The organism is Sphingobacterium sp. UT-1RO-CII-1 (assembly GCF_026711005.1).
Lineage (GTDB): Bacteria > Bacteroidota > Bacteroidia > Sphingobacteriales > Sphingobacteriaceae > Sphingobacterium.
In genome coordinates this window covers 665,267-686,765 of the sequence record NZ_JAPPVJ010000001.1, presented here as the reverse complement: position 1 = coordinate 686,765, position 21,499 = coordinate 665,267, and the positions used below count along the sequence as shown (strand labels likewise).

Below are 21,499 nucleotides of genomic sequence, written 5' to 3'. Positions count from 1 at the left end.
AAACTTATATCGGTCTCTAGACTATCTGTCCCGTAACTTTACATTCGTAGACTCTACGCCATCGTGTAAGGCTGTGATCATTTCATCTTTCAATGCTTCAGTTAATTGCGGTTTACTGCTTGTATCCGCATTAGCCTGTATAGCACAGATTTGATCTTGCCCCCCACATGAGGGTGGTGAGGTACGTAATGTATAGTTGCTAGGAGCGATAGGGCTAGAGCCGGTTAATTCAAACCACGCCATTGTACCTTCGATCTTATCACTATAATCAATTCAGTTTACTATTGGCAGCAAGTGCGCACCGCTCTCTAGAATAGCTGTACGTCTTGGCCTGTTGTGCTCCACAATTTGTGGTATGGCTTTCTTTACAGCACACACAGCAGGACTTTAAATCTTGTCCCCTTGTCTGCGGGGGAATACCGCAAACTTACGCCTATACCGCGCTACGGTGAGGCCGGCGGCATGACATAGCACAGCGAGCACTTTTCTAGTAGGCTCTAGTCTGCATCGCATGGCGATGGTGTGGGCAGCAACGAGTATATGATAGTTGCTAGCCCGGCTGCGTATGTCTAGAGATAAGCTAGGAGTCGCTCGATATGTTAGGTATGCCTTCGTTTTCATGTTGTTATTATTTACCTAAAAAAGATGCTGTAGCGATGGGAGAGGGTACACCGCTGCTTGATCTTTTAGTCAGCGTCTATATCGGGGTAGCTGATACGAAAGTGAAGCCTGGCTTTTTGCGTAAAAGCCTGGCTGTTTTGTGACCTAACGCTTTCGGATTTCTCTTTTGTCTCATTCTGTTTTTCCTTCCATACGACCTTCGGGTTCTGTGCTTTGGCATTTTGGATATTGCCGGAATGTGCCGGCGCCTCTTCTTTGTCGAGGCTAATGGGGCCACGCAATTGCAAGGTGTTCTGTATGTCTGTGCTGTACGACTCATGTACAAGCTCGCCTAACGCGATCAAAAAATCTATCTGATCAGGCGAAAGACTGAAACGGTAGCTGACCCACCCGACAAAGTCGTGTGCGATATAAGTACATTCTTCAGCTATGCGCTGCTCGCCGCCTTCGTAGACATATGCTAACCATTCCTGGACACCGATACCCGTCAATTTGAATTGTCTGTTCATCAGCTGTTATTTTAAGTTTATAAAAAGATGCTCATACGGCACCGTGCTTTGTTCTTAACAAAATTAGAAGCTTTTTTAGACGAAATGAACAAAACTAGCGGCAAAGGGAGGGAAGGGGTTCCCGATGTCGGGAGGTGTAGGAAAACGGGCGTAAGGAATGAATAATCGGACAGGAGAAGTCGTGATTAGACTACATTTAAGTTTTTATGTATTGAAGTAATGGTTATAATTCATTAGAATTGAGTTAACTAAAACTGAAATTATGAACAAAAAGCATTCTTCCAGTCCTCAAAATTGGGGGCTGAGTTTTAGCGTTAAGCGAATATTTTCACGAGCATTGGACTTTCTTCGATCGCCTTATTATAATTGGCGTATAGGGTTGATATGGCCCATGTTTTTGGGCTATGCGTATGCAATGTTTCCTTTTGAAGATATGTCACTCGGGTACGCAATACGGCCGGCAGTGTTTGCGACAGCCATAGAGTCAATGTTGATTATTGCGGCTATTATCTGCTGGATAATGTTTGTATCCTATACGTTAGATCGTCGGCATGATTGGCACAATCAGTTGAGCCGAAGATTGGTCATGCAGATATGTTTGGGAGGCCTGATTCCTTTTAGTCTGCTCCTGATTTATCTCTGGCGGATTTACGGTTTGGACATGATGTTGGGCGACTACATGCACTTTGTGTATGCGCTGTTCTTGGTGTTTTTGGTCATCTTGAATCGGCAGGGTTATATTGTGTACCTCTTGAATAAAGTGGCGACATTGAAGAGTAAGCTACAAAGTAAAGAACAAGAATTGCTAGCGGCAGAGGAGTCTGTTCAAGAGTTGATGACTGAACAGCGTTTGGCGAAACAAATGGATATCGGATTGCGAGAACAAATGGAGTTTATGCAATTGGAAAATACAGGCTTAAGGATGCAACTGGAAGCATTCAGAGAGCGAGAGTTGGTATTAGTCGCTGATTTAGCCGATAGAACCGCACAGCTTGAAAATAAACTCGCTGCAGAACCTAAAGAAATATATGAACTATCTTACCCCGAAAAAGAAAGTCTGTTTTTTAAACAGGAAGAGATCGCAAGATTCTATATACAGGACAGTATCAACAAGAAGCCGATCATCTATCTGGTAACGAATACGGGAGAAGAATTTTTAATAACGGAAAACAGCTTGACTGGCTTGGCTTTGCGGTTTACAGAGATGATACATGTGAGCCGTACGCTACTGATCGGTGCGCATACATTGCTTGGCTTGACCAAACTAAAGGAAGGTGCTGTCGAGCTGATGGTAGATTATCAGGATGATCCGATTACCGTTGCGGTAGAGCGATGGAAAAAGATAGAGCAACAGGTGGCCCAGGCGCTCGCTGCACGAAGTAAAGGCATCTAACTCCTCCCTCCAGATGCCTTGTAGTTATTGTTATCGACATTGTTTTCTTATCTCCTCAGGCGCTAGGCCCGTGTACTCGGCAAATTCTTCTATGCTGACATATTGTTTGTCGCTTTTGCCGTAGGCATCACGGATGCAGGCCAGTATGCGTCTCGACTGTGAGAGGCTTTTGCCTAGGATGTTACTGACATCCTGGGCGTAGATACATATTCTTTGTGGCTTCATAATGCTGTTTTTTTGTCGAGCTCGCTCCGCATGATGTGCTATAAGGGTGCTAAAGATAGCCTCGTAATAAGTAATGAAAAAGTAAGCGTAGTGTATGGCGTTTTAATACACTCCTTATACACTGTTAATACTTCACGTATACTTAGGCAATACTTATGCTATACACCCCGCATACAATACGCTCCCTCTCCCGAACGTGCTCCTGTTTATTGAACATGACTAATGTAGCCAATAATGAAAGGGGCGGCAAATGCCATTTGTGCTCATTTCACGCATCTTTTACAAGTTGTAATCATTTCGTTCGTTTAGCTCCGTATTGAACAGGGGTCTGGATAGGCTGTGCCATCTTTGTGCTGTCTACAAGATGTATTTGTTATGGCAAGATTAGAAGGATTAATTAAGATGAAAGGGCAGATCGGGGATCTGACTTTCTTCAAAACCAGGGATGGTAGTTATCAGGTGCGCATGAAAGGCGGTGTGTCTGCCGAGCGTATCGCAACGGATCCCAGATTTCAGCGTACACGGGAGAATGGTGCCGAGTTTGGCCGAGCGGCATCGGCTTCGAAGAAACTTCGAGACCAGCTGCGTGACCTGTTTGAGCAGAATGTGGATAACCGTATTTCGCAGCGGTTATCTTCGCGTTTTTCTGCTGTGGTAAAGGCAGATTCTCTCAATGAGCGTGGCGAGCGCAGGGTGTTGGCAGAGAACTTACCGATGTTGAACGGATTGGAGTGCAATAAGACGGCTTCGCTGACTTCGATTTTCTACGGTAAGTTGCAGTATGCTTATGACCGGGCATCGGGAGAGGGCACACTAGCTACGGGCCAATTCTCGCCCCGTAATAAGATTGCTATGCTGCAAGGAGCAACCCACGTGCGTTTTACGCTGGCACTGCAGGAGTTTGATGCCGATTCGGAAGATCAGCCAATCGTGATGGAGAGTTCGCCGTATATCGATGTGAGCTTGATGGCAGAGCAACAAGTAGCATTATTGGCCGAGCTAATCGCAGATCCAAGCAAAGCGGTGATTGTATTGGTGGGTATCGGATATTTCCAGGAAGTCAATAACGCATACTATCCACTGGCTAATGGCTTGTACAATGCGCTGACTTTTGCGGAGGTGGATGTGCCGTAGGTAAGGGGTAATGGTTAAGGAGGTTGATAGAGATGATAAGGTTAATAGATCTGTATGAACTTTATCTAACCTTCTTAATCTTATTTAACTAAAAAAAATGAAAAATCAAGCAACTCTTCTTCTCCGGCGGATTTACGGAGAAGAGGGAACCAACGGAACTATTAGCTATCAAGGGCAAAAGATTTGCCACACCATCGAGCTGCCCTGGCGCAATAATATGCGCAGGTTAAGCTGTATCCCTACAGGGAGATACAAGCTGATGGAGCGTACCTACCCCAGGCATGGCGTGCAGATTGGGATACCCCATGTATTGCAACGGGAGGCTATTCTTATACACGCAGCAAACGATGCACAGAAAGAGCTCTTGGGCTGTATTGCCCCTGTGACAACACTGACAGGGGAGGGCAAAGGCACAGAAAGCCGAAAAGCCCTGGCCGAGCTTAAAGCCTTGGTGTATAGCCTGTGGGATAGCGGACAGGAAGTGTTTTTACACATTCAGTAGCCTTTTGGGTTGGTTTACCAGCGCAAGCTGATGAGCGGCCGGCGAGGTTTGTGAAAAGCCAGCCGCTCATTATTAAGCAAAACGTTCAGTTTATAAACAGCAGATTAAAAATTAAAAAAATGAACAAAATTATCAGAAAAATGCGCGAAGCGGTACAGGTCGTACTGCTGGCGCCTATAAAATTGCCTGTCAAAATAATACAGGCAGCACGCTATGTGGCTTTGGCGCTTGGGGTGCTCGAAGCCGTCACCGATAATACTACTAAAGGAAAGGAGCAGGGCGATGAACACGAATAATCAGGTGATGTCGGGCACGCTGGGCGGCAGCCTATGTTCGATATGGGCAAACTTTGCTTTGGGCGATGTGCTGCACACTTTGCTTATGGCAGTGATGGGCACAGTAGTGTCTTACCTCCTCAGCGAGCAGCTCCATAAACGTAAAAAGCAGGATGAATAAAGCCTTGAACAGGATAGTTGAATAGGGTTTTAAGCTAAAAAAGAAAGGTTTTCAAACGGGGAGAATGAAAACCTTTGCTAACCAATTATAAACCTAAATTATGATAGTACAAATATAAGTGTAATTTGTACACTAAGCAAATGTTTTTTCAACTTTTTTATACCTATATAACTGTCTAGTAGTATTATGTCCAGGGAAGGGTGTTTTTGAAGTATAGAGCTTATGTTGTATAGTTTATAGTAAACCCCAAACGGTGGTTTATAAAAATGTAACACAGCAAAATATTTTAAGCTTTATGGGTGCGTTGACAGAGTTGGGAGGGTTAATTTAATAATTGAGTTTTGTTTATCATGGTTGTTTTACTCGACTAAGAAGTTTATAGACCCAATTATAGGGCGCTTACCGTTGCCATAAAAATACTCGAAAAGCAGGTGTGGTTCGATACCAAATGAAATTGCAATTGCATATACTTCGTAAGCATATATGCGATGAAATTTATTGTCAAAAAGTTCATTTAGGGTTGTTTCTTTTAATCCGGAAGCTATTACAAGTTCTCGTTTGGAGTTGAAATAGGGGCCTAATAAATCTTCAAGCCTATTTTCTGACCTCTTTATTTTTTTTAATCTTGTTGACGGAATGTTTGCGAAAAAGAGGTCGCAAAGTTCTTTTAGATTTAATTGTAATGCTTTGATAACATGAAAGAAGGTTTTTGCGGTTAGGCGCGATTTTTCACTTGTTAAAAGTGAATCCATCTTTTCTAATTGTGTTTCTAATGTTATCAAGTTTTGGTGGGTATTACGAAGTTGTCCTTTTAAGAATTCACGGAATGAAGCTGTATTGTAAAGCTTATAATCTACTTTATTCATATTTGTTTTTAAAAACGAGTATTTGCTTGTTTTTATAATTTGTATTCTTATATTTGTTTTACAATCAGTTAGCTGATTTGAGTCTTGACATCTAAACAGCAAATTTTTAAAAGATGCGAGGCGACAGAGTTTGCGAGGCTCTTTTATTTTATACTTTATTTAGTGAAAGGATCTCTCTTTATTTGAAACTGTGTTTTAAGCTCATGTCGTGTAGCTGTTCATGTAAAATTGAGAAGCTAGCCTTTTCAACTTCTTTATGTTTTAAGTCAAGATTCTTAAAAACGAGTAACCAATACTTAATAAAATATGATAAGAAAAGAGTCATTCATTGTATTTAACAATCTTCTGTTTCTGCAACAGAGATTTGTTTACACATTATCCTTATTAATAAAGAACGTTCTTAGTCCACCTTGATTTAATGTGGACAAAAAATAAACAGATACAAAAAGAGCTGTTTATCGAATATTTTATTCGAAATGAGAAAAGCCTTAGGTTTTATTCTCATAGTACAGTTAATGCAGAGGCTTTAAAAAAAACCTCTGCACATCTTTTACATCTGTTACCGACTTTCCTATTCAAAAACTATATAGCTTTTATAAACAGGATTATAAAAATCGGTGAATTCTATTTTTGCACAATAAATATAGCCTGATTTTTTATTATTCCCAATTTATATGTGTTTGCCCCATGCGCATGCTCGGGGAGGAAGGTCGGTTTTGTTTTATTTTTAGGAGAAATAACAATTAAAAAAACCGATGTTTTATGTTGCTATTTTGATGCAAAAGGGAATGTTATGTCCCTAATAAACCTAGATTAAAAATTTATTATCAGCCAAAAACGATATATAAAAAGACATATATTTTTTACTGAGATACACTCGTGTCAGCTTCATGTTTACGTGTTTAAAAGAGCAAACATGTTGATATGTAGGTTTTTATCGGGTAGTTGTTCTGTTCTTAACACTTTTAATAAATAAATTATGATAAGATTTACTTTTAGCATAATGATCTTGTTGCTATTGTCTTGTAAAAAAGAGAGTGATAGTGATCAAAAAGATGCTGCTTTTGACCCAAGCTCACCTGTTAGGGTTACTGATTTTGCTCCTTTACAAGGAGGACTGGGAAGTCCAATTGTAATAAATGGAGAAAACTTTGGAAATGATACTTCTAAAGTAGAGGTATATTTCAATAATAAAAAGGCTCTGATTTTAAATCTAAAACAAAATAATATCTATGCTTTAGTTCCGAAACAGCCAGGAGATTCTTCAATTATTAAGGTCGTTGTGAAGCACGGACAGAATGAAGAAGCTTTTAAAGAAGGGGCTTTAGAAACAAAAAAGTTTGCATATAATATTCGTGCAACTGTGACCACGGTTGCTGGCGTTTTTAACGAACAGGGGACAAATGACGGCTCAGCCTTGGAAGCTAAATTTACCAGACCGTCAATGCTTACTGTTACCGATGACGGAAATGTTTTTATCTCTGATGATAATGCCGGACGTGTTGCTTTACTATCCCTTGTGGATAATAAAGTTGTAACGTTAACAAACACATTTAATTACCCCTGGCAATCGGCCACTTCAATTGATCAAAATACGATTTATGTGACAGATAGGAACTCAGGGTCACGGCCTAATATTTTTAAAGCTTTTTACAGAGAAGACAATTGGTTAAGCCCAGATGTTTTTTATGATCAGAAAGATGCGTCTTCGAATTTTATAATGGGAAGTACTACTATCACCGGGCTGGCCGCCAGTGATAAATATGTTTATCAGATATCTCAGAACGGTAGTAAACTAATAAGGACAGACCTCGAGTCAAGAGAGGTGAAATTGATTGGGCAGAATTTAAATTTATCATCATGGAATTATCTAGCCTATAATAAGAAAGATGGTTGTGTTTATATCGCGGCGGAAGAATGGGCTAGAGTGTATAAATTCAATACTAAAAATGCTGCGGGAGAATATAAATCTTCTATCTCTAACGAGGACCTCGAGTTGGTTGCAGGTTTGGGAAGGGGAAGTGTTAAAGAGGGGGTCGGTAGCCAAGCCCAATTTGGATATCTATCGGGAATAGCCTGCGATGGTGACGGTAATATTTATACATGTGACTACCAGAATCATGTTATCTGGAAGATTACAAATGATGAACACAGAGCAACTGTTTTTGCCGGGAAACCAGGGGTTAGCGGCTATAAAGATGGGGCGCCTAAAGAGTCTGAGTTCAATTCTCCTTACAGTGTTACGTCCACAAGCGATGGCATATTGTATGTTGCAGATATGCAGAATAGGGTTATTCGTAGTATAGCAGTTCAATAGAAAATGATTATTAGCATTATGAAAAAAATAATTTTTAACCTTATAGTCGTCTGTTTTTTTCCTTGTGTACTTTTAGCTCAAAAAAACATTACGGGTATTGTTGTAGATACAGAGACGAAAGAACCTTTAGCAGGTGTGACCGTGTTTTTAAAGGATGAACCAGCAAAAGCATTAAGTACTGATATTGAGGGGAAATATGAAGTTACGACCACGGCTAAAGGGCCATTGATATTTCAGATTTTGGGATATTCCACGCAGGAGGTAGAGATATCAAGCTCTGCGAAACAAATAATCAATGTAGAATTGACACAGACGGACGGAGATATTGAAGAAGTCCAAGTAGTGGGGTTTGGTACCCAACGGAAAATAAGTGTTACAGGTGCGATATCAACGGTTAAAGCAGAAGATCTTGCGCGCGGATCAGTAACTTCGATATCAAATGCCTTGGCAGGTAGAGTTGCGGGGTTAGTGGGGGTGCAGTCCAGCGGCGAGCCCGGCAGTGATGTGTCTGAATTCTGGATACGAGGTATAAGTACTTTCGGAGCCAATAGTAGTGCATTGGTGTTAATTGATGGGGTAGATAGGGGGCCTAATAGTTTAAATGATATTTCACCTGAAGATATTGAGAGCTTTTCCATTTTGAAGGATGCTTCTGCTACTGCTGTTTACGGAGCCAGAGGTGCTAATGGTGTGGTGTTGATTAATACAAAACGAGGTGTAGAAGGTCGAATGGCGATCAATGCAAATGTTAAGACGATGTTGGAGAAGCTTCCGCGACTCCCCAAATATGTTAATGCTCATGAATATGCTTTGTTGGCAAATGAGGCAAGGGCAGCCCGTGGACAAGAAGAAGTTTATTCTAAAGAAATTTTTAATATTCTGAAATATAACATGGATCCGGATCTGTATCCGGATGTTAACTGGCAGAACGAGATTTTAAAAGATTATACTTACGGGACGTATGCTAACTTAAGTGTAACTGGAGGGAGCAAGTTAGCAAACTATTATATGAGTGGCTCTTATAGAACCAACGATGCGATTTATAAACAAAGTGGAATGGAAAAGTATAATTCCAATGTTAATAGAAATCAGTATGGTTTTCGGTCAAATATAGATGTTAATGTTACCAAAACAACAAGTATAGCACTCACACTGTCGGCTAAGTTAATTGATATGAACAGGCCTGGTATCGGAACTACCTCTCAGATATGGGCAGCTCAGTCTAACTTAACCCCTTTAAGTGTGCCTGTGGTTTTTTCAAATGGTATGTTGCCAGCATATGGGAAAGATGAAAATCAGACATCTCCGTCTGTATTGCTGAATGAAACAGGTTTTGTTACAGAAAGGAGTAATGCATTAGAGTCTATCGTTAATTTAAAGCAAAAACTAGACTTTATTACAGAAGGACTCTCATTTAGTGGTTTAGTATCATTCGATAACGCTAATTACTATACAACATCACGTCGAAAAATGCCCGATTTATATAAGGCAGTAGGAAGAGATTGGAATACAGGTAATTTATTGACCCAAAAAACGGTCGTGTCAACCCCGCCTTCTTTTAGTAGTGAGCAGTATGGGATACGAACGATTTATATTGAGGGAAAGATGGATTATAGTAAAAATTTTTTAGAGGATAGATTGAGATTTGGCACGATGGCCCTGTATACACAGCGCGATTATCAAAGAACCGATGCAGGAACATCCCTGTCGGCGATACCAAAAAGAAATCAAGGGGTGGCAGCTAGAGGGACTTTATCTTTTGATGATGTATACTTTTTAGAAGGAAATTTTGGTTATAACGGTTCGGAGAATTTCCCAAAAGGCGAGCGCTTTGGTTTTTTCCCGTCTTTATCGCTTGGTTATGTCCTTTCTAATAATAAATTTTTCTCTGAAAGAGTGCCTTTTATAGATTTTTTAAAGTTTAGGTATTCCTATGGTTTAGTGGGTAATGACCAGATTAGTAATGATGTTAGATTTCCGTATTTATCCACTATTGATGTGGATGCTGCAGGGTATTCGTTTGGAGATCAGGGGCAAAACTATATGAGCGGTGTGATTGAATCGAAATTGGGATCTTCTGGTTTGGTATGGGAAAAAGCTATTAAACAAAATTTCGGATTGGATTTAACAGCATTTTCTACTCTTGAAATAAATATTGATGCTTTTTTAGATCATCGTAATAATATTTTTATGCAAAGGGTGACTTTGCCTGGAACAATGGGAACAAGCACTGTACCGTGGGGAAATGTAGGGAAAATGAAAAGCTGGGGGACAGACGGTACTATCTCTTATAAACATGATATCGGAGAGTTTTCACTGGAGGGAAGGGGCAATTTTACTTTGACGCGAGATAAAATATTAGATTATGACGAGGTTTCTCCATTGTATCCTTATTTGGGAAAAAAAGGCACAAGTAATAATGTAACAAGGGGGCTCGTGGCTTTAGGATTATTTCGAGATGAGCTTGATGTAGAAAGTAGTCCGAAACAATTTGGGAGTGTTATGCCGGGAGATATTAAGTATTTGGATATTAATGGAGATGGTGTGATTGATGATTATGATATCGTTCCGATCGGGAACTCTAATATTCCGAAATTTCAATATGGATTTGCTTTAGCAGCTTCATGGCGGAGTTTTGATGTGAATATATTTTTTAGAGGAGCTAGTCAGGTTGATTATTTTATGGGAGGTTCAGGATACTATCCTTTTGCTGGAGGAGAGACGGGAAATGTTTTAACAATTGTTAATAATCCGGATAATAGGTGGATTCCTGCTGAGGTATCAGGTGATAAATCTACAGAAAACCCAAATGCTAGATTTCCAAGATTATCTTATGAAAATAATACAAATAATAATAGAGCTTCTTCGTTTTGGTTGGCAGATGCTAGCTACCTCCGTCTTAAAACCTTAGAAGTAGGCTATACCCTTCCTAAGCGATTGACAGAAAGAATGCGAATTAAAAGTTTGAGACTTTCTATGATCGGAGATAATTTACACCTATGGGATAAAGTGAAATTGTGGGATCCTGAGCAAGCTTCTTCAAATGGAGCTGTTTACCCCCTAACGAGGTCGTATACAATGGTTTTACAACTATCTTTTTAAATCATTATTATGAAAGCATATATATATAGAATATTAACTTGGTTGATAGCCGTGCCGACTGTGTTTTTGTCATCGTGCAATTTTTTGGATATCGACCCCTATTTAAGCGATGAATTTACTGTAGATTCTGTTTTTATTAAAAAAGAGTATACGGAGAAATATTTGCGAAATATTTATTCTGAACTTCCAACTTACTCATTGTCTAATTATTATGTTGGAAAGTCTATGCCCTATTCGGTGATCTCGGATGAAGGCTTATCTACTTTGAGTAAATCTGGAACACACCAATATAATTTGTATTCTAATGATTTACTTACTCCTGCCGATTTTGGTAGAGATAGGTTTGGAGAGAAGTGGAATACGTTTTATAGAGGAATAAGAAAAGCTAATGTCTTTATTAATAATGTGAAAAAAACTCAGGGAATTTCAGAGTTGATGAAATCAGAATGGACAGGGGAAGCTTTATTTCTTAAAGCTAATTTTTATTTTGAATTAATGCTTGCTTTTGGTCCAGTACCCATAGTCCCAGATGATCCTGTCACTTTTGATACACCTATTGATCAATTGATGCTTGAAAGAAATACTTGGGATGAGTGTAGTGAGTATGTTACGAAGTTATTAGAAGAGGCACATACCAAATTACCTGATCAGTTACGAGATCGCTCTGAATTTGGAAAGCCGACAAAGAATGCAGCTTTAGCGGTTCTTTCCCGTTTATCATTGTATACGGCAAGCCCTCTCTATAATGGCGATAATGCTGAGTTTGCAGATTTAAAAAAGAAAGATGGTACACCTTTATTGAACGTAGTAAAAGATATGAATAAGTGGGCAGTTGCAGCTGTACAAGCTAAAAGGTTAGTAGACAAAAAACCAAATGATTTACATATTGTTCCCAAAATGAGTAATACACCTTATTTTCCTGTTCCAGATAATGAGCAGATGGATTATCCAAATGGTGTAGGTGGTATTGATCCATACCATTCTTATAAAGACATGTTTGATGGGGAGTCGGCTTTACCTTCAGAAAATCCGGAGATTTTATTTTGTCAGGTTAGTGCAGATTTTCAAGAACGCTACCTTTTGCCCCGGATGCTAGATGGGTGGGGGGATCAGATTATCCCTCAAAATTTAGTAGATGCGTATTATATGGCTGATGGTAGGACTATCCAAGACGCCAGTGCAGCGTATCCTTATACTTCAGGGTTCACGACAAATGAAGTGGTTTTTTCGGGTAGTCGAGAATCTAATGGTTTTACAATTCTTTCGAGCACACATAATTGGTATGCCAATAGGGAAATGCGTTTTTATGCTACAATAGGATATAATAATTCCTATTATCCATCAACCTCAACCCCCCCGCATTTAGTGGATCCACAGGACAATAAGGTAGCTAAATTCTATCGAGATTCAAAAAGCGGGAAAGACTTCGCGTTGACTAACTCTAATGCTGATCCTGAAGATTATCCCATGAGTGGATATTTGAATAAAAAATTCATTCATTATGAAGATTCATTTATTTCTGGAGGAAGAAGAAGAAAGAAAATAGCAATCTCGTATCGGATGGCTGAAGTTTATTTAAATTATGTGGAAGCATTAAATGAGTTGGATAATACGTATACTATTAATGATATATCAGTATCTCGAAATGCACAGGAAATAAAATATTACTTTAATCTTATTAGGTATAGGGCTGGGTTGCCAGGCATTACAGATGCGGATGTCGGCAACGTGGCGAGGATGAGAGATCTTATAGAGAAAGAAAGAAGAATTGAGTTTGCATGGGAGCAGAGACGGTATCATGATCTGCGGAGAACGAAAAAGGCAAGCTATTATGAAAATCAGCCATTAACAGGTGTTAATGTGGATGCTCTAGAATCAAAAAGAGAAGATTTTTACTCTATTGTTAGGTTGACTATGCATAGACCTTACCTGTTTGTGAAGTTTACGGATAGAAGGACATTTCTACCAATCCCAAAAGCAGAGATTGATAAGAACAGAAATTTACAACAGAATCTTGGATATTAAAATCAAATTGAAAATGAATAATTTCTTGAGAGCTCTTATTTTATCGGTATTTATACTGATGGTGGGCTGTAAAAAAACTGCGTTTGTAGATTATGGTGAACAATATAAAAAGACATTATATATCGTTAATTCGAAAGATTTTTTTTATACCAAAGATCATAATTATTCTGTGAATGAAGACACCTTAATAGTTTCAGTTTATTGTGCTTCCTCGCAGGCTATAAAAGAAGATGTAGAAGTTAAACTTGCATTTAATTTTAATAAATTCGACTCGGTAAATAATACAAGGGCAGAGCATGATAAACAATATGAGCTGCGTTCTTTATTGCCAGAGTCAAATTATATGAAGCCTGATATGTCCGTTGTTATTAAGGCGGGACAGCAATATGGTTTATTGAAAGTTCCGTTAAAATTACTAGAATTGTCGCCTGAAGAGAGATATGTGCTGCCTTTTTCTATAATTTCCAATAATGCAGGATATGAGGTGAATGAAAAGTTGAATAGCTTGTTTTATGAGCTAAATATGGTTAACTCTTATTCCGGATTATATTATGGAACATCAAAAAAAGATCAAAATGCATCGAATACGATTTCGGTTGATTTGAAGGCCTTATCAAACAATGAAATTAGAATGCCTATACATAATCTGCCTTCTGCAAAAGAAGACTTAGCGACGAATTATATGAGGTTAGTCATTGTTGATAGTGACGATCCGGAAGTGAAATCGGTGAAGATTTATCCTTGGGCGGATGCGACAGTCATAGACTCAGGAAATAGTACTTTTAATGTTAAAGAGCAGCGGTTTAATTTATATTATTCTTATGAGGTTGATGGTGAAAGATATGATGTCGTAGCTGAAATTACTAATTCTCTTGTTGCTAGAGAGAAGAAAGACTAAAAAATACAAACACCGCTGAGTTTACTTTTGCGGTGTTTGTATTCTATTTATAATAAGAATTTTTTATAGACTCAAATATCTGTTAACGTATAATATTGGGGGCGCCATTAAATATCAATTCTGTAGGCTCTTGTTCATTAGTCTTTATCGTTGACTTCATTAAGTGCCCCTAGGGGCATTTTTTATGGGTTAAATTTTTTTTAATATCTCAATTTATGATCAGATACTAGCTCTGTTTTAGATCAATTGAGGTTATGTTCCTGTAACTTTGCCCATGGCAGTGATGGGCACAGTAGTGTCTTACCTCCTCAGCGAGCAGCTCCATAAACGTAAAAAGCAGGATGAATAAAGCCTTGAACAGGATAGTTGAATAGGGTTTTAAGCTAAAAAAGAAAGGTTTTCAAACGGGGAGAATGAAAACCTTTGCTAACCAATTATAAACCTAAATTATGATAGTACAAATATAAGTGTAATTTGTACACTAAGCAAATGTTCTTTCAACTTTTTTATGCTTAAACTAATCTTCAATTATACATCGCGAAGCAAATATATTTATATATGTTTTTTTATTTAATTAAACATTTATTCTCAAGTAATTTAAGTAATTGTCAAGTAGTTGCTTGTCAAAAATGGGTTCTGTGATGCCAGAGCCTTTCAGAAATTCCGTAACATTTGAACAATCCCATATATACGTGTGTTGGTAAAGCTCAACAGTAGATAGGCCTTCGTGCATATTATCTTTGAACAAGCTGGTTAAAGGATATAAGCGGTTTCGAGTGTCGTTTTCCCACTGCATACGCCAGCTTTTATATGTTAAGGGCTTTAGGTCTGCTTTGTAATATGTGTTTAATTTCTCGAAAAAATCGATCAGTGTTAAGTTTGTCTCGGGTTTGGCAATAAGATTAAACTTTTTACCAATAGCTTCGGGGTTCGTGGAAATATGGCAGATTGTTTTTGTCATATAATCTACTGTTATTAGTCCCTCTCTTAGGTCATTCAAAGCAGGGTAACTTTTAAAATCAAAACAATTCTTAACTAAACCTGACCACCACTGATACGGTGCGCTAGCGCCTGTTACGCTATGGCACATTGCGTAACCAAGTCTATAGGTAATTAACGGTAAACCTTTTTTCTCTGCAAGGTCAGCTATAGCTTCCATCACCCATTTGCTTCTCACATATCCGATGTCCTTACTCACCGACAATAAGTTTTGACTAATATCATCATCTTCCCTCATTATTTGTTTTCCCGTAAAAACATGTCCCCAGCTATAAACTGAAATGGTAGAAAGTAAAGCGAGGCACTTTGTCTTGTTTATACTGGCAAAATGAATAATTTCTCTCAAGCCTTCTACATTGGGCTGTTTCATGTAAGAATAAGGTTCTATAAAGTTAACGGAGCTTGCTGAGTGATATATAATATCTATTTCAGAAGTTAAGTTATCATATATTTCGCTAGCAATCCCTAGCCTATCTTTGTTAAGGTCGCCCAAGACAGGAATGATTCGTTTAATATCGTCTTCATCATAGGATATCAAATATTTTTTAAAACAATCTCTAATTTTTTCTAATGCCTTGAAAGAATCTTCCGCACGTATAAGGCAGTAAATTAAAGCTTTGCTGTTGCTTTTGATTAGGTCTTTTACTAAATGAATACCTACAAATCCCGTGATGCCTGTTAAAAAAATGTTTTCCGGATTAATAATTTGCTTGCTATCAAAAGGTTGGTCAAAAACAGTCTCCTTCTTTAGATAGACATCATTTTGTAATTCTACAAAAGGTTCTACATCTTCTACGGGTATTTCAGATTTTTTAGACCTTGCGATAAGAATATCTGACAGATCTTTAAGTATGGGATACTGGTATATATCTCTAATATACACTTTTGTATTTAGCTTTTCTTCAATTGCTACTGTCACGACGGCAACTAAAAAAGAGTCTCCACCGATATCAAAAAAGTTATCTGTAATATTAATTATGGGTCTTTCTAGTTCTTCGCTCCAGATATGGGCAATTACTTCCTCAGTAAAGTTTTGAGGTGGTTCTAAGAGTAGTGAATTTTCAGCATCTTTATCTGCTAAGTCGTATAGTTTATTAATATCAGTCTTGCCATTGACAGTAAGAGGTATTTTTGAAATCTGGATCAGCTGAGCGGGAATCATATAGCTAGGAAGGTGTTTTTTGAGCCTTTGACGTATGCTGTTAAGATCCATTGACATAAGATTTGTACTTACGATAAAACCAATAAGATATTGGTTGCCGGCTTTATTCTCTCGCGATATAACGGTGGCCTGTTCGATGCCTGGGTATTGTGTTAAAGTGTTTTCAATTTCTGAAAGTTCAATCCGATATCCTCTGATTTTAACTTGATTATCTTTTCTTCCGAAAAATACAAGTGTGCCATCTGTATTCCATGTTGCAAGATCACCGGTACAGTAAATCTTTTCATTCGGAATAAATGGGTTATTAATGAATTTCTCATCTGTTAATGTCTTATTGTTAAGATATCCATCTGCCAAAGCTATACCTCCAATATGTAATTCGCCAATTACACCAATAGGAACAGGTTTTTTGTCTTTGTCCAGGACATATGCTTTCGTGTTAGCAATAGGGCGGCCAATACTAGCAACATACTTATTATTTATATCTACAACAGTCCTAAAAGTAGAAAATACGGTGCACTCGGTAGGGCCATAATAATCTATTAATTCGTAGGGTAAATCGCTAGTTAAAGTAGGTTTTAGTTTTTCTCCAGCGGTAAATAAATACTTTAATTTTAAAGTAGAATGATCGCGAGATAATCGCACTACATCAGGAACTAATACTGTTGGAGCAAAACCATGAGAGATATGGTTTTTTGCAAAATATTCTGTAAGAGCTGTTGCATTTGTTCTTTCTTCGTCCGTAGCAATAAAGAGTTCTGCTCCCGAGCATAGGCCAGACCATAGTTCCCAAACACAAATGTCAAATGCCAAGCCTGCTGTTAAACTTAATTTTGAAGTGGGGCCGACTTTAAAATAGGTGTTATGCCATGTGATTAGATGTTGGATGCTTTTGTGCTTTATCTGTACGCCCTTTGGTTTACCTGTTGATCCTGAAGTGAAAATCGTATATGCGAGATCTTCTGATGTAATTAAACGATCAGGGTATTTGGAAATATAGTTGTCAATGTGAGGCACACTGATTGGATCAATATGTTTTATTTTTGGATTCACTTGGGGTGAAAATAAGTCTGAATTGGTAATCAGAATATGGCAATCGGTATCCTTTAAGATATCATTAACTCTTTGTTCTGGAAAACTTGGATCAATAGGGACATAAGCTGCTCCAGTCTTAATCACAGCGACAACACTCACTAGCCATTCGATTGATCTATTGAGCAGAATAGGAATATAAGGGCTATCATCGGTATTGTTTGTTAAAAGAACGTCTCTCAATATATTGCTTTGTATATCAAGTTCTTGGTAGGTTATTTTCTGATTTCCACAGCTCGCAGCGGTATGTCTAGGGAAAGTTTTACAAACATTTTGGAAGAGAGATAGCAATGTCGCTTTTTCATCGAACTGCCAGCTTGTTTGGTTAAATAAGTTGAGATGTGTGTTCTCATCTACATCTAAGTTAGTTTTTGAATTCGTCATAATTTTTTTGAAGAAATTGTTTATTAAGGCTTGTTGTGATGTTTTTCAATAATCTAAATTGTTAATTAATAGTTATAACAATCAAGTTCGCTTTTCTGTTTTTTTTATATTGAAATCGTCACGCTTTAATTGGGGAGGACGAATATTTAAGTCGCTTTTGTTTAAAATAAAGGTGCTTAAAAACTGGTCTGTTTAGTTTGTAGCCTTCAAACATATAAGTGATACACAAACCGAGAAAGTGTGTCCATAAAATGTTAAGTGATGTACTAATGATTTTGCCGGAATAAATAGTAAGGTATGCAGTTTTGAGTATTAAACTTTCATTAAGAGAGACAACGTGTTTTCTTTTATTAAATAAAATATAGTGTATAAATATAAGGTAGTTTAAAATGAAAAATATCATTTAATTCTATTTGTAGCTTTCTCAGTATGACGAGTAGTTATGGCGAAATCTTTAAAGCTAAGTATTTTTGAGTGTCTTTATTATTAGGGTTTTAGTTTTTAATATGTCATATTTGCTCTACATCGAAGGAATAACTTCAAGTTTTCTATTCGATGAGCATACCTATGAAAGATGATGGGAATTGAAATTTCTTATCCTGCTCGTGATTAAACTAGTAGAAAAATAAAATAAGTGTTTGGCTGATTTGAATAGCTGATATTATTATATAAATATAAACCATAATTAAGATTTTGACATGAAATACGAAGCAAAATTAAGAGAAAAGGTAGTGTTGGAAATTGTAGACCAAGGAATATTTATAGAAGAAATCATGCAAAAGTATGATATTAAAACACGGTCAACTATCGTTCGTTGGTTGAAAGATCATCTGGCAGTCTGTAAAGATAAAGCCACAGATAAGAGTAGTAAAAAGGATTAAATTGCCTGTACATCTGCAATTGTCTGCCTACTCAAATCAATAAAAAACAACCTTTTGCTGTGTTTTGTATACTCAAAACTATAAACACAGCATGTTTTACTGATTTTTTATCGAAAATATTATTTCAGTTTAATCCCTTTGTGATACGGCTATTGATTTAGCCGTAGTTTATTTTCATAACATAGTATAAAGTGCGTTTTAGCTTCTTAAATGAGTTTTTTTTACTTTGTCCCCCTGCCGAAGACAAAGTGAAAGAATGCAGAGGAAAATAACTTCGAAGGGTGAATTTCAGTCTGTTTTCTGGGTTGAGTGTATGTGAGTATTGGTTTTTCATCATTTTTTGCGCTTTAATTGTAAACTTTGTTAGAGATGAATTACTGTTTTGAGATAAAAACTTGCTTTATCGAGGTCGATTAAAGCTAAACTGAAGCAGTAGACTCAGATTACTTATGAATTGTAAAAGGCGTGTTGATAATATGACAGCACACCATAGAAAACGACCATTATGCAAAAATTCTTATCTAGGAAAATTATTTTCCTATTTTTCACATTGAGTGTTCTAAGCTTTTCGGCTTACTCTCAAGCGACCTCTTCTGAACAGGTTAAGCGGGATACTGTCGTTATTGTTGATGAAAACAAGTTTCGGGTAAGCACAAATCCATTCTGGGATAATTGGTTTATTGGCGCTTCGGGCGGAGGAGAAATTTATTTCGGAGACCACAATAAACAAATGAAATTTGGAGAACGTATTGGCCCTGTTGCTTCGCTATATACAGGTAAGTGGTTTACGCCCGGTATTGGCGCCCGTTTATTGGGGTATTATGGGCAGGTAAAAGGAGCAACGCAAAACCATAGCTATAGTACAGGTGAAATTTATGATGCCAGCCAGTGGCTAGAAAAACAAAAGTTCTCCTATTATCAGGTGCGTGCAGACGTTATGTTTGATTTTATGAATCTGTTTGGCGGCTATAATGAAGATAGAGTATACGCTTTAGTGCCTTACGTAGGATTGGGCTTCTCGGGAATTACAGATAAACCCAAAAGAACAGAAGTAACAGCAACAGGAGGCTTCTTGAATAGGTTCAGGGTGAGTAGAGCGGTAGACTTTACTTTAGAGGTGCAAGGAACTCTTTTTGATGACGCGTTTGATGGAGAGTTAGGTGGTCGTAAAAAAGAAGGAGCAGTAGCTGCTATGCTGGGTATAGCTTATAAGTTTAATAGAAATAATTGGGATAAACCCCAAACAACAGTCATCAGAGAAAGCTATGATGATGCGGTCTTAAATAGGCTGAGAGAGCAGGTCGCAGCTTTGTCTAAAGATAATGATGCGCTGAGAAATCAGCTGGCTAATGCGAAGTCCGAAACAGTAACAGAATTGGTTGTTGAAAATAAAATATTGGCGGCGCCGCTTTTGGTTACTTTCCCTATCAACAGCAGTAAGCTGAGTAATGAGGCTAGAGTAAACTTAGGTTTCTTTGCCAAAATTATAAATTCAGGAGCTAGTGAAGTCGTTTACAATATAACTGGCTATGCTGATCAGGGAACAGGAAATGATAAGATTAATACACGTCTATCTAAAGAACGGGCAGAGGCAGTATATAAAACTTTGGCTAAAGAGTTTGGTGTTTCTGAAAAACAGCTGCGCATTGATTACAAAGGTGGGGTAGGGAATATGTACTACGACGATCCGAAATTAAGTAGAGCGGTGCTGACAATTGCTGATTAAATTAATTAATAGTAAAACTGTTTTAATTATTTGTTTTTAGTATACAACAATCTTCCTTGGGAACTGGGGACCAAGGAAGATAATTAAAGACCCAAAACATACATTAGGTAACATTTTGCCTATTGTATTGATAAACAATTATTACGGCTTCTCGCAGATTCAACGGGAGAGGAAATGGAATCTTGATAAGGTGCAGTGTTATCTTATCGAGCTAGCAATTATGTTTAACCATTAAGATTAGTAGCGGATGAGAACTAGCTTATGTAATAGACGGATGTATTGGCCTAAATTTTTTCTAGCAATAGGATTTATTGGGGGCTTAAGCCTATTGTCGTGCGATAACCACAGCTTTAATGGTCGTAAAGCTATGTCGCAACATACCAATACGGACGTAAGTAGGGAGGAAGGAGAGTCGGTTGCTGCTAGGTTTTGGAATGGTTTTGATTTTGAACATGTTGATCTGAAAAATAATGAAGAAGAGGTAACGGAGCTCATCGTAGATTTTATCATTTTATTAGATGATATCCCTTTAGAAGAAGTAACTCCTGCTATATACGGAATGTTGGATCAGGCAAAAAATAACCCTCTCGCTTTTAAATTTTTTGTTGAAAAATTGTATGACAGGCTTTATGATCCTAACTCTATTCTAAGAAATGATTTTTATTACAGTAAGGTGCTTAATTATCTGATTTCTTCCGATAAAGTAGATGAAACAGATAAAGTAAAATATAGAACACATTTAACACTTGTGCGGCAAAATCTGCCGGGAGCAGTGGCCAATAATTTTAATTTTCAACAGTCAACAGGCGAGCAAGGCGACTTACATAATGTAAAAGGAGCATATAAGCTTGTGGTGTTTTATGATCCATCATGTAATGTTTGTAAGGCACAGATGATCGATCTGAAGGCAATAGACAACCTCGTGCAAAGAACAAAAGAAAGTAAGGTGACAATGTTAACGGTATGTGCGGTAGGAGAGAAAGAAGATTGGCTTGAATATGAAGCAGAGCTACCTCCCGACTGGATAAACGGTTACAATAGTGAAGAAGAAATTATACGTAAAGGCTTATACGATTTGAAAGCATTCCCAACTTTTTATTTGATCGGTGAAAATAATAGAGTGCTTTTAAAAGATGTCAATGTAGAGCGTATAGTAGGGTATATAAGTAGTTTGACTTAACAAAAGTCAGTTTTTATATTGTTGAAT

At 37.8% G+C, this 21,499-nt stretch carries 16 protein-coding genes; 12 read left to right on the top strand and 4 right to left on the bottom strand.

Annotated elements, in window-relative coordinates; all coding sequences use genetic code 11:
• Positions 1-21: 21 nt before the first annotated feature.
• Together ORI89_RS02780 and ORI89_RS02775 are read right to left on the bottom strand one after the other, a co-directional pair.
• Positions 22-243: a hypothetical protein gene (locus tag ORI89_RS02780; protein ID WP_268228899.1), complete on the bottom strand. Its 222-nt coding sequence runs from the start codon at positions 241-243 to the stop codon at positions 22-24.
• A 443-nt stretch (positions 244-686) separates the two neighbouring features.
• Positions 687-1,130, bottom strand: a complete 444-nt coding sequence (locus tag ORI89_RS02775; protein ID WP_268228898.1) for a hypothetical protein — start codon at positions 1,128-1,130, stop codon at positions 687-689.
• Between the two features lie 262 nt (positions 1,131-1,392).
• On the opposite strand from ORI89_RS02775, the gene ORI89_RS02770 reads away from it, so the two are divergent.
• The 5 genes from ORI89_RS02770 to ORI89_RS02750 all read left to right on the top strand — a co-directional run bounded on the left by ORI89_RS02770 (position 1,393) and on the right by ORI89_RS02750 (position 4,840).
• Positions 1,393-2,523 (top strand): hypothetical protein, encoded by a 1,131-nt coding sequence (locus ORI89_RS02770; protein ID WP_268228897.1) that lies wholly within the window; start codon positions 1,393-1,395, stop codon positions 2,521-2,523.
• A 600-nt stretch (positions 2,524-3,123) separates the two neighbouring features.
• A complete protein-coding gene (locus ORI89_RS02765; protein WP_268228896.1) occupies positions 3,124-3,882 on the top strand; it encodes a hypothetical protein in 759 nt (252 codons plus the stop codon).
• A 97-nt stretch (positions 3,883-3,979) separates the two neighbouring features.
• On the top strand, positions 3,980-4,384 hold the full coding sequence (locus tag ORI89_RS02760) for a DUF5675 family protein (RefSeq protein ID WP_268228895.1): 405 nt from the start codon (positions 3,980-3,982) through the stop codon (positions 4,382-4,384).
• A gap of 119 nt (positions 4,385-4,503) precedes the next feature.
• On the top strand, positions 4,504-4,680 hold the full coding sequence (locus ORI89_RS02755) for a hypothetical protein (protein ID WP_268228894.1): 177 nt from the start codon (positions 4,504-4,506) through the stop codon (positions 4,678-4,680).
• A complete protein-coding gene (locus tag ORI89_RS02750) occupies positions 4,667-4,840 on the top strand; it encodes a hypothetical protein (protein WP_268228893.1) in 174 nt (57 codons plus the stop codon). Before ORI89_RS02755 ends, ORI89_RS02750 begins: the two co-directional genes overlap by 14 nt.
• Before the next feature lie 359 nt (positions 4,841-5,199).
• Here ORI89_RS02750 and ORI89_RS02745 read toward each other — a convergent pair whose 3' ends face one another.
• Positions 5,200-5,706: a hypothetical protein gene (locus ORI89_RS02745; protein ID WP_268228892.1), complete on the bottom strand. Its 507-nt coding sequence runs from the start codon at positions 5,704-5,706 to the stop codon at positions 5,200-5,202.
• A 979-nt stretch (positions 5,707-6,685) separates the two neighbouring features.
• Between ORI89_RS02745 and ORI89_RS02740 the strand changes: the two genes are divergently transcribed.
• From ORI89_RS02740 to ORI89_RS02725, 4 genes are read left to right on the top strand one after another with little or no spacing between them, the layout of a single operon-like run.
• Positions 6,686-8,023: an IPT/TIG domain-containing protein gene (locus tag ORI89_RS02740; protein WP_268228891.1), complete on the top strand. Its 1,338-nt coding sequence runs from the start codon at positions 6,686-6,688 to the stop codon at positions 8,021-8,023.
• Between the two features lie 18 nt (positions 8,024-8,041).
• Positions 8,042-11,125 carry a SusC/RagA family TonB-linked outer membrane protein gene (locus tag ORI89_RS02735; protein ID WP_268228890.1) on the top strand — a complete coding sequence of 1,028 codons (3,084 nt, stop codon included), beginning with the start codon at positions 8,042-8,044 and terminating at the stop codon, positions 11,123-11,125.
• Positions 11,126-11,134: 9 nt separating this feature from the next.
• Entirely contained in the window at positions 11,135-13,150 is a 2,016-nt protein-coding gene (locus tag ORI89_RS02730; RefSeq protein WP_268228889.1) for a RagB/SusD family nutrient uptake outer membrane protein, read from the top strand.
• Positions 13,151-13,163: 13 nt separating this feature from the next.
• On the top strand, positions 13,164-14,048 hold the full coding sequence (locus ORI89_RS02725) for a DUF1735 domain-containing protein (RefSeq protein ID WP_268228888.1): 885 nt from the start codon (positions 13,164-13,166) through the stop codon (positions 14,046-14,048).
• Between the two features lie 574 nt (positions 14,049-14,622).
• Here the strand turns inward: ORI89_RS02725 and ORI89_RS02720 are convergent.
• Positions 14,623-17,685, bottom strand: coding sequence for an amino acid adenylation domain-containing protein (locus ORI89_RS02720; RefSeq protein ID WP_268228887.1), 3,063 nt, complete (start codon positions 17,683-17,685; stop codon positions 14,623-14,625).
• Between the two features lie 698 nt (positions 17,686-18,383).
• On the opposite strand from ORI89_RS02720, the gene ORI89_RS02715 reads away from it, so the two are divergent.
• From ORI89_RS02715 to ORI89_RS02705, 3 genes are all read left to right on the top strand, one after another.
• Entirely contained in the window at positions 18,384-18,566 is a 183-nt protein-coding gene (locus ORI89_RS02715; protein WP_268228886.1) for an IS630 transposase-related protein, read from the top strand.
• A 505-nt stretch (positions 18,567-19,071) separates the two neighbouring features.
• Positions 19,072-20,292 (top strand): OmpA family protein, encoded by a 1,221-nt coding sequence (locus ORI89_RS02710; protein ID WP_268228885.1) that lies wholly within the window; start codon positions 19,072-19,074, stop codon positions 20,290-20,292.
• A gap of 247 nt (positions 20,293-20,539) precedes the next feature.
• Positions 20,540-21,472 (top strand): DUF5106 domain-containing protein, encoded by a 933-nt coding sequence (locus tag ORI89_RS02705; RefSeq protein WP_268228884.1) that lies wholly within the window; start codon positions 20,540-20,542, stop codon positions 21,470-21,472.
• Positions 21,473-21,499: the final 27 nt, after the last annotated feature.